At 52.6% G+C, this 14105-nt stretch carries 13 protein-coding genes; 11 read left to right on the top strand and 2 right to left on the bottom strand.

Annotated elements, in window-relative coordinates; translation table 11 throughout:
* Positions 1-127: 127 nt before the first annotated feature.
* The gene (locus A3OW_RS24080; protein ID WP_020562296.1) at positions 128-2104 is read left to right on the top strand and encodes a sensor domain-containing protein; all 1977 of its coding nucleotides are present in this window, start codon (positions 128-130) and stop codon (positions 2102-2104) included.
* Positions 2105-2184: 80 nt separating this feature from the next.
* Here A3OW_RS24080 and A3OW_RS0104815 read toward each other — a convergent pair whose 3' ends face one another.
* Positions 2185-2919 (bottom strand): SDR family NAD(P)-dependent oxidoreductase, encoded by a 735-nt coding sequence (locus tag A3OW_RS0104815; RefSeq protein WP_020562295.1) that lies wholly within the window; start codon positions 2917-2919, stop codon positions 2185-2187.
* A gap of 240 nt (positions 2920-3159) precedes the next feature.
* Positions 3160-3813, bottom strand: a complete 654-nt coding sequence (locus A3OW_RS0104805; protein ID WP_026223338.1) for a DUF938 domain-containing protein — start codon at positions 3811-3813, stop codon at positions 3160-3162.
* A 202-nt stretch (positions 3814-4015) separates the two neighbouring features.
* On the opposite strand from A3OW_RS0104805, the gene A3OW_RS0104800 reads away from it, so the two are divergent.
* The 10 genes from A3OW_RS0104800 to A3OW_RS0104755 all read left to right on the top strand — a co-directional run bounded on the left by A3OW_RS0104800 (position 4016) and on the right by A3OW_RS0104755 (position 14102).
* Entirely contained in the window at positions 4016-5578 is a 1563-nt protein-coding gene (locus A3OW_RS0104800) for a sigma 54-interacting transcriptional regulator (protein WP_020562292.1), read from the top strand.
* 539 nt (positions 5579-6117) lie between these two features.
* Positions 6118-6675, top strand: coding sequence for a hypothetical protein (locus A3OW_RS0104795; protein WP_157385791.1), 558 nt, complete (start codon positions 6118-6120; stop codon positions 6673-6675).
* Between the two features lie 284 nt (positions 6676-6959).
* A complete protein-coding gene (locus A3OW_RS0104790; protein WP_198291290.1) occupies positions 6960-8354 on the top strand; it encodes a cytochrome C in 1395 nt (464 codons plus the stop codon).
* A gap of 105 nt (positions 8355-8459) precedes the next feature.
* The gene (locus A3OW_RS0104785; protein WP_020562289.1) at positions 8460-9233 is read left to right on the top strand and encodes a hypothetical protein; all 774 of its coding nucleotides are present in this window, start codon (positions 8460-8462) and stop codon (positions 9231-9233) included.
* A 224-nt stretch (positions 9234-9457) separates the two neighbouring features.
* Complete coding sequence (locus A3OW_RS0104780) at positions 9458-9811, top strand: metalloregulator ArsR/SmtB family transcription factor (protein ID WP_020562288.1); 354 nt, start codon at positions 9458-9460, stop codon at positions 9809-9811.
* Between the two features lie 127 nt (positions 9812-9938).
* Positions 9939-10391, top strand: a complete 453-nt coding sequence (locus A3OW_RS0104775) for an ArsI/CadI family heavy metal resistance metalloenzyme (RefSeq protein WP_020562287.1) — start codon at positions 9939-9941, stop codon at positions 10389-10391.
* A gap of 49 nt (positions 10392-10440) precedes the next feature.
* The gene (locus A3OW_RS0104770) at positions 10441-10929 is read left to right on the top strand and encodes an arsenate reductase ArsC (RefSeq protein WP_020562286.1); all 489 of its coding nucleotides are present in this window, start codon (positions 10441-10443) and stop codon (positions 10927-10929) included.
* Positions 10930-10939: 10 nt separating this feature from the next.
* Entirely contained in the window at positions 10940-12070 is a 1131-nt protein-coding gene (gene arsB, locus A3OW_RS0104765) for an ACR3 family arsenite efflux transporter (protein WP_020562285.1), read from the top strand.
* Positions 12071-12303: 233 nt separating this feature from the next.
* Positions 12304-12945, top strand: a complete 642-nt coding sequence (locus tag A3OW_RS0104760) for a CerR family C-terminal domain-containing protein (protein WP_020562284.1) — start codon at positions 12304-12306, stop codon at positions 12943-12945.
* A complete protein-coding gene (locus A3OW_RS0104755) occupies positions 12942-14102 on the top strand; it encodes an ABC transporter permease (protein ID WP_020562283.1) in 1161 nt (386 codons plus the stop codon). Before A3OW_RS0104760 ends, A3OW_RS0104755 begins: the two co-directional genes overlap by 4 nt.
* The last annotated feature ends 3 nt before the right edge of the window (positions 14103-14105 follow it).

Genomic DNA, 14105 nt, shown 5'->3' with positions numbered 1-14105 from the left:
TGCACATATTCCATTATCATGAATGACTTAATTCAATTGCCGGCATGAACTCTTTCCGCCGTACTTGATGAAGGATTGAAACCGGAAAAATCATTTCACCAGGCTTCGGTACTTAACTGAAAAGCGAATGATTACCCAATACAAGACGCTCATGTTTACGGCTTTTTGCCTTGTCTTAACGGATTTTTTGTACCTGTTGTCGGCGTATTTTCATCCGGAACTGGATTTTGCAAAGCCTCTGGTGTTCGTCAACGGTCTCGGCGCTGCCGGTATTCTTTATCTGAACGTCAACTCGGGGGCAGCGAGGCAGGGCGGATCCAAGTTGCAGATCGCGCCGGGCCGTTCCTTTCCGCCACCGGAACAGCCGGAATCGATTGATCAGGCGGCGGCAAACAACCGGCTGCAATTACTGTCGAATATTCTTGAAGTCAGCCACGTAAACTATGCCTTACTGGATGAACGCCTGCACGTTAAAGAAAGCAACTGCGCATTTTGCGAACTCTTCGGTTATCCGCCGGGCGAGTTGGAAAACCAGCCGTTGTCGATGATGATTGCCAGTGAAGAAGGCGTCAAATTCACGCCTTCCTTTGCCGCGAAGTTAAAGGACAAGCGTAAAAAATACTGGTCTGGTGAAGTCAACTGCCGGCCGAAGAACGGCCGCCATTTTCCCGGTAAACTGGAGATTACTTTCATCAACGGCGACAGCGAGCAAGCGTTTTATTTCGCCACGCTGGCCGACATCACCCGGCAAAAGCTGGATGAAAAACGCATCATCAGGATTGCTCACTACGACGACCTGACCGGTCTGGCGAACCGCGTCATGTTTTATGAGCGTCTGGGCCAGTTTTTATCGACTTCCCAACGGTACAATTTACACGCCGTCATCTTTTTTATCGACCTCGACCGGTTCAAAGCGGTGAACGACAATCTCGGCCACGATGCCGGCGACGAGCTGTTGAAAGAGACCGCGAAAAGACTGCTGGCGATCACGCGCAAGGGAGACATCGTCGCCCGCTTGAGCGGGGACGAATTCGCCGTGCTTCTGCTCAACGAGAAATCCCATGAACAGGCGATCTATTCCGCTTCGCTGATCGCCAACAAAATTATTGAGAAACTGTCGGAAGTATTTTACATTCAGCGCCGGGAAGTCTTCATCGGTGCGAGCATCGGCATTTCGATTTACCCGGAAGACGGCGAGCTGGCCGAGGTATTGATCAAAAACGCCGATATTGCCATGTACGAGGCGAAACACAAGGGACGCAACAACTACCAGTTTTTTAAAAAGGATTTTACTTCCGCGACGCAGGATCGCCTGGCGTTGGAATCGAATTTGCGGAAAGCCATTTCGCAAAACGAGTTGCAACTGTACTATCAACCGCAATACACGGCCGACAACAGGGAACTTTGCGGCGCCGAGGTCCTGATTCGCTGGTTTCAGGGAGACTATGCACAGAATAAAATGATCCCGGCGAATTATTTTATCCCGATCGCGGAAGACACCGGCCTCATTATCGATCTTGGAACATGGGTTTTACGGACCGCTTGCGCGCAACTCAAGTCCTGGCTGAACGAAGGCTATCATCTGCGCCGGGTTTCGGTGAACATCTCGGCCCGGCAATTTTCCGATCCCAATTTTCTGCAAATTGTCGAAGACGCCCTGAAAGATGCGGACCTCGCTCCGGAATACCTGGAGCTGGAAATTACCGAGTCGATGCTGATCGGAGATACCCAGCGCATCGAGTTTCAGTTGAATCAGTTGAAAAAAATGGGAATCAGCATCGCCCTCGACGATTTCGGCACCGGTTATTCTTCGCTTTCGTACTTGAAAAACTTTCCCATCGATATCCTGAAAATCGACCAGTCCTTTGTCAAGGACATCACCTTCAATGCCAAGGACGCCCGCATTGCCCGCGCCATCATCGACATGGGCCATTCGCTCGGGCAAAAAATCGTGGCCGAAGGCGTGGAAAATGAAGAGCAACTGGCGTTCTTACTGGACCGGGATTGCGATCTGATCCAGGGATTTTATCTGAGTCCTCCCGTTCCTGGGCACAAGCTGATGGATTTGCTCGGCTCCCGGTCCCAAGAGTCCGCGCTGGGCTAAGAGAAACCGCTCATCCCCGGCGGACGTCGAAATTGAAGTGCGCCCGGAGGATAGGCCTCACCGGGCGGTTTCAAAATCTCTCAAAACGGCTCCTTGAAGGGGCGCAAATCGATCTCATGGGTCCAGGCGCTGGGGTGCTGTTTGTACAACTGCCAATAAGTTTCGGCGATGGCTTCGGGCAGCAACAGGCCATCCTGCCCTTTCGCGGCGACGAACTGAGGAAATTGCCGGTGAGCGCGCTCTCCGTCGATCACGCCGTCGATCACGGAATGGACCACATGAATGCCTTGCGGCGAGAACTCCCGTGCCAGACCTTGAGCCAGCGCCCGCACCCCGGCTTTGGCGGCGGCGAAGGCGGTAAACGGGGGCCTGGCCCGGAGCGAAGCGGTCGCTCCGGTAAAAAACAGGGTGCCCTGCCGTCTCGGCAGCATCTGCTTGATGCTCTCCCGCCCGAACAGAAACGCCCCCAGGCTGTTTTGCCGCCACAAAGTCGTAAAAGTGTCGATGTCGGTTTCGAGAAACGGCGCCGAAATATTGCTGTCGACATTGTACGCGGCAATTTCCAGAACACAGCCTTCCCGAGCCACCGACTCGAACAATTGCACCACATCGGCTTCCACGGTGGCGTCAGCGACGAGGGCTCTGACGGCGCCACCTCGGGCCGCGAGAGAGGATGCGACCGTTTCCAGCTTCGACAAGCTGCGCCCAGCGATAAAAACCTGAAGGCCGTCGTCCGCGAAGCGCTGAGCCAAGGCCGCCCCCAGTCCTCGTTGCGGCCCGACGCCCAATATCACCATAGCTTTTTTCTTCGTCATAAGTCGATCTCAACAGTTTCAATGGAGGGGAGAAATTCGGCAAATCGGCGGAACCGGGCGCATTGGCCGAATCGGTTAATCGGAATAGCCGGCGGAACCACTCGATCAGCTTGATTGCATAGTCCATCGTCAAGGATTTTTTCCGTTGTTTTCAAGTATCGGGGCCGATGGCGGCAAAATTATCCATGCCGGAAAAACGGCCCTGATTGAGATTTTTGCCCATGTCCGTTTTTCGGTTTGTTAACTCCGGCCGAAAATCAGCGAAAAGTTGTTGGCCGGCATGTCGATGATTTCTTTCAATTCCATTCCGTGATTCGCCGCCGCTTTTTTCAAATCCGCCACGTCTTTCAAGCCCCATTCCGCCACTTGATACGAAGCCAGGGTATTATGGAATTCTTCGTTCGATGCCGTGGTAAAGCTTCCTTCCACTTTGAACGGTCCATAGATCAACAAAATGCCGTTATCGCTCAACAGATGCGAGGCGCATTCCATCATGCCGTCGGCAATCGAAATCGGCGCGACCTGAAAGATATTGATGCAGAAGATCGCATCGAAAGAATTCTTCTTGCCGGGGTTGAACCAGGTATCGGGATCGGTCAGATCCAGGTGGACCGGATCGGCGATATTGTCGTTGCCGTGTTCGGTCGTCAGCTTTTTGATGTTCGCAAACACTGCTTCATCCTTGTCGGTCGGATGGAAATGCAGGTGCTCGAAATGCGGCGCGAAATAGTTGATGTGCATGCCGCTGCCGCTGGCCATTTCCAGAACTCGGCCGGCTTCTTTAGGAAGTTTTTCCTTTAAAACGCCGAGTATCGGTTCGCGGTTGCGGCTTCCGGCCCAGGCGACGTATTCGCTCAACGGATGCGGATTCAATGGGGGTCTCTCGGTATTCATAAGCTCTCCTCGAAATTTATTAGGGTTAAAGATGTTCACGAAGAATTCACTTCGGAGTCATCTTAAGATGACAAAAGCAATATCCGGGCCAAGCATTTTTTGGATATTTTTACCAAAATATCAAAGGCTTAATAAATCTGAATTGCCATCGGTATGAACTCGTGGTTCAATTCGTGAAATTAAAATTCACTTTTCTGCCGACATGAGCGAACACGAATTTTCCGATCTGTCTCCGGTCTTTTTTCTGCAAACCTTCATTCTCGAACTGATGCACGCCTGTGAACAGCAAGGCGGGGATCATTGCGAACTGTTGATCGAACACATTGCCAAAAGCGCGGGGCGTTACTTCGAACAGACCTATCGCGACGAATACGGTCAAGAGGGCGACCTGAACCGTACTTGTTACATCGATCTGATCTTAGGCCTGAAAAACCGCATCGGCGGCCATTTTTCACTGGCGTCGGCCGATGCCGGCAGCATTACCGTGGTCAACAGCCGCTGTCCCTTCGGCGAGGGCGTCACCAACTTTCCCGAATTGTGCCGCATGACTTCCAGCGTGTTCGGCGGCATTGCCGCCCGGAATTTCGGCTATGCCAAGGTGGAAATCAAGCAGAGCATCGCTCGAAAACACGGCGGCTGCGAAGTCTGCATTCATACCGACCCCGCTCGGGCCGAGGGTAGACCCGGCCTTGTATACCGCCGGGAAGATTGCCGGGAAGACAAATCGGAAATGGCGGCGCTGCATTCCAGGATCGAGGAACGCATGCGCAATATCTGGTGGGAAAAACCCAAGCGGCACCCGGTGAGGCCGCCGCCCGCAATCATCGCCAAATCGCCGGCGATGCAGCAGGTTCTGCAGAAAGTCGAGATCGTGGCGCCGACCCGGGCGACCGTCCTGATCATCGGCGCCACCGGCGTCGGCAAGGAGCTGATCGCCCGCGCGATCCATGCGATGAGCGATCGCAGCCACCGGCCTTTCGTGGCCATCAACTGCGGCGCTATTCCGGACAGCCTGCTCGAAAGCGCCCTGTTCGGTCACGAGAAAGGCGCCTTTACCGGCGCGGTCGAGGTTCATCAGGGCTTCTTCGAGCGAGCCGAAGGCGGCACCCTGTTTCTGGATGAAGTGGATACCCTGTCTCTGGAAGCGCAAACCCGACTGCTTCGCGTTTTACAGGAAAACGAGATGGAACGGGTCGGCGGCAAACAGACGTTGAGCGTCGACGTGCGCATCGTTTCCGCCAGCAACCGGCAACTGGAGCAGCATGTGGAGCAGGGGCTTTTCCGGCAGGATCTGTTTTATCGGCTGAACGTCGTGCGCCTGTGGATTCCGCCCCTGGCGCAAAGGCCGGAAGACCTTCCGCATCTGTTGCAACTGATACTCAAGCGGCTCAACGACAAATACGGTAAAAACATCCAGTCGGTCAGCCGCGAGGTGATGAGCCGAATACGCGCCTATCCCTGGCCCGGCAATGTGCGCGAACTGGAAAATACCCTGGAACGCAGCGTGTTATTCTGCAAAGGAGACGAATTGACGCAATTGGAACTGGACGAAAAGCAGCAGACCTTCTTGCCTTTTGGCCACTGGGCGGGGTTCAAGCAAAAAGTTCTGGCCGATGCAGAGCAGGCCTACTTACGTCAGGCCCTGCAGAATAATCTCGGGGATGTCAAACAAGTAGCCGCGGAAATGGGAATCACACCCAGGGCGGTCTACGGCAAATTGAAAAAATACCGGATCGATTCCGTAAAATTCAGAAGCGGAAGATAAAAAATTACAATTTATTGCCTTGAATTCAAAAAAGTTTTATTCAGAAAAATTACGTGTGGATTGAACTTTTTCTTCTCCGAAGCGGATATAAATAATGCAGGATATGAAATGTATTTTCGAAATCCATCCCCTTTAGTTTTATAAGCTAGTCAAACTGATCGTCCGAAAAACCGAGGTTTATCCATCTAGTTGATTTATACGCTTGGAAAAATAAAAAAGAGACACTGATTGCCGTTGCGGAAGGGCTGTCTGCCAGCCCATGAGCGTCGTCGTTTATCTTTATTCTTTTGTTTCTGAATAAGCTGTAAAGCAGCGGCGCTTGCGGTATTTTTCATGCGTTGTTGAATCTTCCATGGAGTGCAGGGAGATTCGGTCGTGGTTCGCCCCAAGTACGTCATAGGAGCGCATCAAAAACGGTAAATTCCATTATTAACGGGCGATGTAATGAGTCGAATTTACCCATTTACCATAGATTAATCTGCATGTGAGCGCGGATTAATGGAAATCGCTTATTAACTTAATTTATGAGGGTGATGGTCATGTTGCAAAAAATCATTTTCACGTTGGCTCTATGCTTCCTGTCAGTTGCAAGCTTCGCCGACAATACGGGCTATTCGAATTCTCAATCGGTTAAGAAAGAAGTCCTGAGCTTTAAAACAATGTACGGAGTCGACGGGCCTTTTATAGAGGAAATCAATGCAATCCGGGGAATTCCGGGCGACGAACTGCCCTGGGTGGTAGCCAAGTCCGCCACGGGAAAACTGTTTTCCGACGGACTGTTGGTCATTCATGTGCGCGGTTTGGTATTTACCGACGACGACGTGGTTCCTCCCGAGCTCAGAGGGATCAATGACGAGCCGTATTTTCGGGCAGCGGTCAGTTGTTTGTCCGAAGAATCGGTAAACGGCAAGGACTCGGTAGTCGTTAAAAATGTCGTGACAGGCCAGTTTCCTGCAACTGCAACCGGTAATTCGGATATCAAAGCCAAAGTGGAACTTCCCAACCCTTGCGTCGCCCCGATCATTTTTGTTCTGTCGGGGTCGGAATTCAAATGGTTCTCGGTCACAGGTTTCGAAGCGCCTGCTACTTATCCCTAGCGGAGCAAGCCCCTGAAGCCTTGTGACGGACGATAAGTCCGGCTGTTACCTATAATCAACCGCCGTTGAACGGCCTGTTGTTAACGGCGGTTGATGTCCGATTGTCGATTCCCGGCAGTTATTTTACCGGCCCAGGCTGTAATGCTTCAAAGTCGAATTTGGAGCGAACGGACAGCCATAACATTTCAAAATAGAGTCATTTAATGAAATATTAATATTATTTTAATGCTTTATTAAGAGGAAATAGATTTTAATAATGGCAACAAAAATCATAGGGGAATTGCATGCTTTTATTTCTATCGCCCACTCGGGAAAATGCCGTTCAGAAGAAGTTAAAATCTTCTTTCTTTAATAGTTTATTCATCCTATCGACAATTTTATTGTTTTCGATCAATGCCGAAGCGGTGCCCAGCTTTGCGCGCCAGACCGGCCTGTCCTGCTCGACTTGTCACACTCAGTCGTTCGGTCCCAATCTGACGCCGACGGGGCGGGATTTCAAGCTCAACGGTTACACGATGAGCAGTTCGGGTTCCGATTTCAACTCCAAATTGCCGCCGATCAGCGCGATGGTGGTCGGCTCGTTCACTCATCTGGACAACAAGCTGTCCGAACCCGCCGCTCCAGGATACAACACCAATAACAACGCATCTTTCGACGAGGCCAGCCTCTTCTATGCCGGCAAGGTGTATTCGAAATTGGGTGCTTTCGTTCAATTGACCTATAACGGCATCGAAGACATTCTGGAACTTGACAATACCGACATCCGGCTGGCGGACCGGACTCGACTGGGAAATAAAGACTTGGTCTATGGCGTTTCGTTCAACAACAGTCCAACGGTGCAGGATTTGTGGAACACCACGCCGGTTTGGGGATTTCCCTATACCGAATCTCCTCTCACCAATACCCCCGGCGCGTCGACGCTGATCGAGGGCGGATTGGCGCAAAACGCCGGCGGCGCCACCGCCTACATGATGTGGAACAACCTGCTCTATCTGGAAGCGGGCGCCTACGCTCAATTCTCGACGCAGTTTCAACGAAACGTCGGGATAGCGGAGTCGGCGACGGCCAACAAGATCGACGGGGGCGCACCCTATTGGCGCGTCGCGCTGCAACATCAAATGGGCGGCCATTATTTTGCATTAGGCACCTTCGGTTTGCGGGCCAATATCGTTCCCGGCCGGGATCACACCTTCGGCAATGACGAATATTCCGACCTGGGCGTCGATGCGAACTATCAATTCCTGGGCTCCCAGAAACACATCTTCGAATACAAGGCCTCCTATATTCGGGAAGATCAGACGCTGGCGGCCAGCAATCAGTTCGGCAGTTCTCAGAACGTGAATAACCGGCTGTTTTCGTTGCACACCAACGGCTCTTATACCTACGACCAGACCTACACGATCAATCTGGGCTATTTCAGAACTACCGGTTCCTACGATCCCCTGCTTTATTCGGGAAATACCGCCAGGAAACCCAACAGCGAAGGCTTTATTGCCGAACTCGACTATGTGCCTTTCGGAAAATCCGATTCCACTTGGGCGCCCTGGCTGAATCTGCGTTTTGCCTTGCAATATACGGCCTACACCAAATTCGACGGTTCCGAGTACAACTACGACGGATCGAGCAGAAACGCCAGCAGCAACAACACGTTATTCCTGAACGGCTGGCTGATTTTTTAAACCAAGCCATCCCTTCCGCTGTTCCGGTCCGAAAAATCGCTATCAGGCCGGAGCGGCTTCTGTTGCATCCTAATTCCCTTCATCTATTAACCGAAGGTAAAAATCATGGGCGAATCTTCTCACGAACGCTTCGAAATGGATCCCCGCTTGGGGCTTTACAGACGGTTCAAGGATATTTCGATCAGCGAAAGAATTTTGAACACCGCTTTTTTACTGACGATAGGGATCGGGTATCTGGTGGCGCTCGTCAATTTGTATTACACCTATCAGGGAAAAGACGGCAAATCCGGTTTGTCCATTGACGACGTCATGGTGGCCTACCACGGATCCCACGATCAAACCCGTCTGGGATCTGCGATTAACGGCATTATGGAGCCCAATTTAAAATACAAGAGCGATAAGGACGTCATTTTGAAATGGATACAGCAAGGCGCCGAGGAGCCGGAATATAACGACCACATCGCGCCCATTCTCAATCGCGACTGCATCGGATGCCATACGCCCTCCGTGAATCCGTCGCTGCCGGATCTTACCAACTATGCCGGCGTAGCCGAAGTGGCCCATGCCGGGGGCGCAACGCTTCCCTTTTTAATCCGGGTTTCCCATATCCATTTGTTCGGGATCGCTTTTATTCTGTTCTTTATCGGCAAGATATTTCTTCTTTGCGATTTGAACGTAATCATCAAACGAATTACCGTGGCGATACCGTTCGTTGCGATGCTGTTGGACGTTTCGTCCTGGTTCATTACCAAGGTATTCCCGGAATTTGCCTATGTCGTGGTCACCTGCGGAGCATTGATGGGCGTTTCCATGGGCATACAAATCCTGATGAGCATCTATCAGATGTGGTTTTATTCATCAAATCAAGAGACGAGGTAGAGATAAGTCCGATGCCTTAGCCTTAACTAGGCGTGCCCTGTTTACTATCGCCCATATTGCCATGGCATTGAATATCCGGAGATGGAAAAAATCTCAAGGCTTCAGTCAAGGGGAAGCACATAAAGGGAATAAGCACGGGGAAAATCGTATTGACGTTGCCTGATAGGTTGTACGCCAGACTCTTTTTATATATGATAATCCATATATAAATATTTGAGACCTCAATGTCCCCAGCTCAATTTTTCAAATGCTTGTCCGATGAAACCCGTCTGCGGTGCGTCACCATTCTGCAGAAAGAAGGCAAACTTTGCGTCTGTGAGCTGACCGCGGCCCTGGCTTTGTCGCAGCCCAAGATTTCCAGGCATCTGGCGCAGTTGCGCCAGTGCGGCCTGTTGCTGGACAGCCGCGAGGGACAATGGGTGTATTATCAAATCAATCCGAAGCTGCCCGAGTGGACGTATCCGTTGTTAAAAAATGCTTTGGCTGCGGTCGAGCAGGGCGAGCAGTTTCAGAATGATCTGGAGCGCCTGCGAAGCATGTCGAGCAGAGCGGACATGGCCGTGTATTGCCGCGTTTAATCCCGGTCGATTAATTCGAGTCGATTCTACCTATAGAACGTGTAATCCTTGCCGTACTTACTTAACGCCGGGGTTGGTTTTGGTTTAATACATTCGCTTATTCATATATCTATTTAAAGGCATTTTTATGAAACGATTTCATATTCACCTATCGGTAAACGATCTCGATCAAAACATCCGCTTCTACAGCACTCTGTTCGGGTGTTCTCCGTCGGTTCGGCATGACGATTATGCGAAATGGATGCTGGACGATCCCCGCGTCAATTTCGCCATTTCCAGCCGCAGCGCAAAAGTGGGGGTCGACCATCTCGGCATTCAAACCGAGAACGAACTGGAACTGCACGACATCAAACAGCGCCTGGACGCGACGCAACGACCCGTCGAGAGTCAGGAGCAGGCCGCCTGCTGTTACATGCGTTCCGACAAATACTGGATTACCGATCCTCAGGGTATTGCCTGGGAGTCGTTTCATTCGCTGGCCGAAATACCGACCTTTAACGATAAAACCGCGTCCTCGGACGGCGAAAATCCGTTTGCGTGCCGGCCCGAAAACAAGAGCTCGTCCTGTTGCGGCGGTTAGAAAGCACTTGTTTGAACCCCTTCGTTTACTTACAAAATCGGATTACACCATGCTAAACGTCCTTGTCATCTGCACCGGCAATTCCTGCCGCAGCATCATCAGCGAAGCGTTGTTCAACGAATTGGGCAAAGGCCGGATCCGGGCTTATTCGGCCGGCAGCCGGCCGTTGGGGCGGCTCAACGCAGGAGCCGTGGCCTTATTGCAACGGCACGGTCTTTCGACCGAAGGCTTAAGCAGCAAATCGTGGGAAATATTCGAGGATCAGCCGATTGACGTGGCCATTACCGTCTGCGACAGCGCCGCCGGAGAAACCTGTCCCGCCTACATGCGCCAAGTTGCCAGAGCACACTGGGGGCTGGCCGATCCGGGACATGCGCAAGGCACCGACGAGGAAGTCGAAGCCGCGTTCGAGGCCACTTACCGGGCGGTTGAACACCGCATCAATAAAATGCTGGCGCTGCCTCTGGAAGAAATGAACCGCGAGGCTCTGGTCGTCGAATTGAACGAAATCGGTAAAATCGATCATCCCTGGAATTGAGGAGATCTTCATGAGCCTGCCGAAAACAGATTCTTCATCGTATCGCCCGCCTTCGGGAACATCCCGCTCAAAATCCGATGCCGCGCGCGGTGAAGCCGGACGGTTAAGTTTCATCGACCGGTTTTTGACTTTATGGATTTTCATTGCGATGGCTTCAGGCGTGGCCGTCGGCTATTTTTATCCCGCCTTGATCCAGTGGCTGAATACTTTCCAGGTCGGAACCACGTCGATTCCGATAGCGGCCGGCCTGATCCTGATGATGTATCCGCCCCTGGCCAAGGTGCGCTACGAGGAATTGCCCCGGGTTTTCAGGAATGTCAAGGTTCTCCTGTTGTCCCTGGTACAAAACTGGCTCATCGGACCGGTGCTGATGTTCGCTCTGGCCGTCGTTTTTCTGCGCGATTATCCGGAGTATATGACCGGCCTGATCATCATCGGCCTGGCCCGCTGTATCGCCATGGTTCTGGTCTGGAACGAACTGGCCGGAGGCGACACCGACTATTGCGCGGGACTGGTGGCATTCAATTCGATCTTTCAGATGCTGTTCTTCTCGGTTTACACGGTTGTGTTCGTGACCGTGCTGCCGGATTGGCTGGGCATCGCCTCCGGCCTGGAAGTGGCGATCACGATGCTTGAAGTGGCAAAAAGTGTCTTGATCTATCTCGGCATTCCGTTTTTTGGCGGCATGCTCACTCGTTTCGTTCTGCTGCGTAGAAAAGGACAGGAATGGTACGAACAAAAATTCATTCCCAAAATCAGCCCGATGACGCTGATCGCCCTGTTGTTCACGATCCTGGTCATGTTCTCGCTGAAAGGCGAGTACATCGTGCAATTGCCGTTCGACGTCGCGCGCATTGCCATCCCGTTGGCGATCTATTTTCTAGTCATGTTTTTGCTGACGTTTACCATGTCGGCCAGGGCCGGTGCCGGCTATCGTGTGAGCGCGACGCTTTCCTTTACCGCCGCCAGCAACAATTTCGAATTGGCGATCGCGGTGGCGGTTGCGGTATTCGGCCTTCAATCGGGTCAGGCTTTTGCCGCCGTCGTCGGCCCTCTGGTCGAAGTGCCGGTCCTGATCGGCCTGGTCAAGGTGGCGCTTTTTTTCAGACAAAACTATTTTTCCCATGCCGGAAACAGTTAAGGATATGACTGGAACTCATTTTCCTGCCAAAGGCCTGCCAGGTTTTTAAAACCTGGCAGGTCGTTGTTAGCCATGTGGAAGTTATTTTGGATCGTCTCCTAAGAGCTGAATCCTCCGCCTTAGGTTAGAAAGTGAAAGGATCTCCTTCTTTTCTATAATAGTTCTTCTTGACAACGCAGCCAAAGTTTCATACAGTGGATTTAAACAGTCGTTTGAAATTCATGAATGAGCTTATGAGCCATGATGTAACCCGGGATCGGGTGTTATTGGCGGCCGTCGAAATCTTCGCCCGGAAAGGCTTCAAGGAAGCCACGATACGCGAAATCTGCGCCAAGGCCGACGTCAACGTGGCTTCAGTCAATTATTATTTCCGGACCAAGGCCTCGCTGTATGCCGAGGCTCTGGCATACGCGTTCAGCCAGGCGGACCGGCGTTATCCCCAGGATCAGGCGAAAGATGACCGTCTTCCGGCGGCGGTTCGGTTGACCGCCTTCATCCGGGTCTTTCTTCATAAACTGATGGACGAAAGCAACCTCGGCTATCACGGCAAATTGATTGCACGGGAAATTGCCGATCCGACCGAGGCTCTCGACGGCATCGTTAAAATCGCCATTGTTCCGCAATTCGAGATTCTCAAGGACATCGTGCCGAAACTGATCGGGCCAGGCCATGGCGAAGAGAACGTTCACCGTTGTATTCTCGGAATCCTCGGCCAATGCCTGATGTTCAAGCATTCCCGCTCGATCATCGACCGCATTTGCCCGGAACTCGTTGCCGGCGACGAACAAATCGAGCGCACCGCGGCGCATATCGCCCGGTTTTCGCTGGCCGCCTTCAGCCGGATGGCCTCAACAGATCAGGGGAGGGCGCCATGAACTACATCGCCATCAAAATGCTGATGGGCGATCGCGGCAAATATCTCGGCATCGTCATGGGCCTGACTTTCGCCTCGCTGATCATGACCCAGCAGCCGGCGATTTTTATCGGACTGATGACCCGCTCGTTCAGCTTCATCTCCGACGTCGGTCTTCCCGATGTCTGGGTGATGGATCCCAAAGTGCAATTCATCGACGACATCAAGCCGCTCCAGGATACCGAACTGTACCGGGTGAGGGGAGTCAAAGGCGTCCAATGGGCCATGCCGCTGTACAAGGGGCTGCTCAAGGCGAGGCTGGCCAACGGCACGTTCCAGACCTGCAACGTGATCGGGCTGGACGACGCCACGCTGATCGGCGGGCCTCCGGTCATGCTGGAAGGACGCCTTGAAGATCTGCGCCGCAGCGACGGCGTGATTGTCGACGTCGACGGCGCCACCACCAAGCTGGCGCATCCACCGGCCAGAAAGGGCGGCAAGCCGTCGCCTCTCAGGATCGGCGACATCCTGGAGCTGAACGACCACCGGGCCATCGTCGTCGGCATCGCCAAGACCACTAAGACTTTCCAGTCCCAGCCGGTCATCTACACCACTTACTCCCGGGCCACCCTGTATGCGCCACGGGAAAGAAAACAGCTCTCTTTCGTGATCGCCAAAGCCAAGGCAGACGAAAACGTTCACGAACTGACCCGGAGAATTCGGGAAAACACCGGGCTTGCCGCGTATACCCAGGCCGAGTTTAAAAAGATCACGTACGATTATTTCATGGAAAACACCGGCATTCCGATCAATTTCGGCATTTCGGTAGCGCTGGGCTTCATCGTCGGCGCGGCGATCGCAGGCCAGACCTTCTACAATTTCACACTCGAAAACCTGAGGCAGTTCGGCGTGCTCAAAGCGATGGGAGCCGGCAATTGGACCTTGCTGCGGATGATTCTGCTGCAGGCCGGCCTGGTCGGCAGCATCGGCTACGGCCTGGGCGTCGGCCTGACTTCGCTGTTCGGCTACGCCATGCGCAATACGATTCTGGCTTTCAAGTTTCCCTGGCAACTTCTGGTTTTCAGCGGCGCCGGAGTCATGCTGATCTGTATTTTTGCCGCGCTGATCAGCATTCGGAAAGTCATTCAACTGGAACCCGCCGTGGTCTTCAAGGGGTGATCG

This window comes from Methylosarcina fibrata AML-C10 (assembly GCF_000372865.1).
In the GTDB taxonomy this organism is placed as follows: domain Bacteria; phylum Pseudomonadota; class Gammaproteobacteria; order Methylococcales; family Methylomonadaceae; genus Methylosarcina; species Methylosarcina fibrata.
Note: the sequence above shows the minus strand (reverse complement) of the source record. Positions and strands in the feature narration are given on the sequence as shown.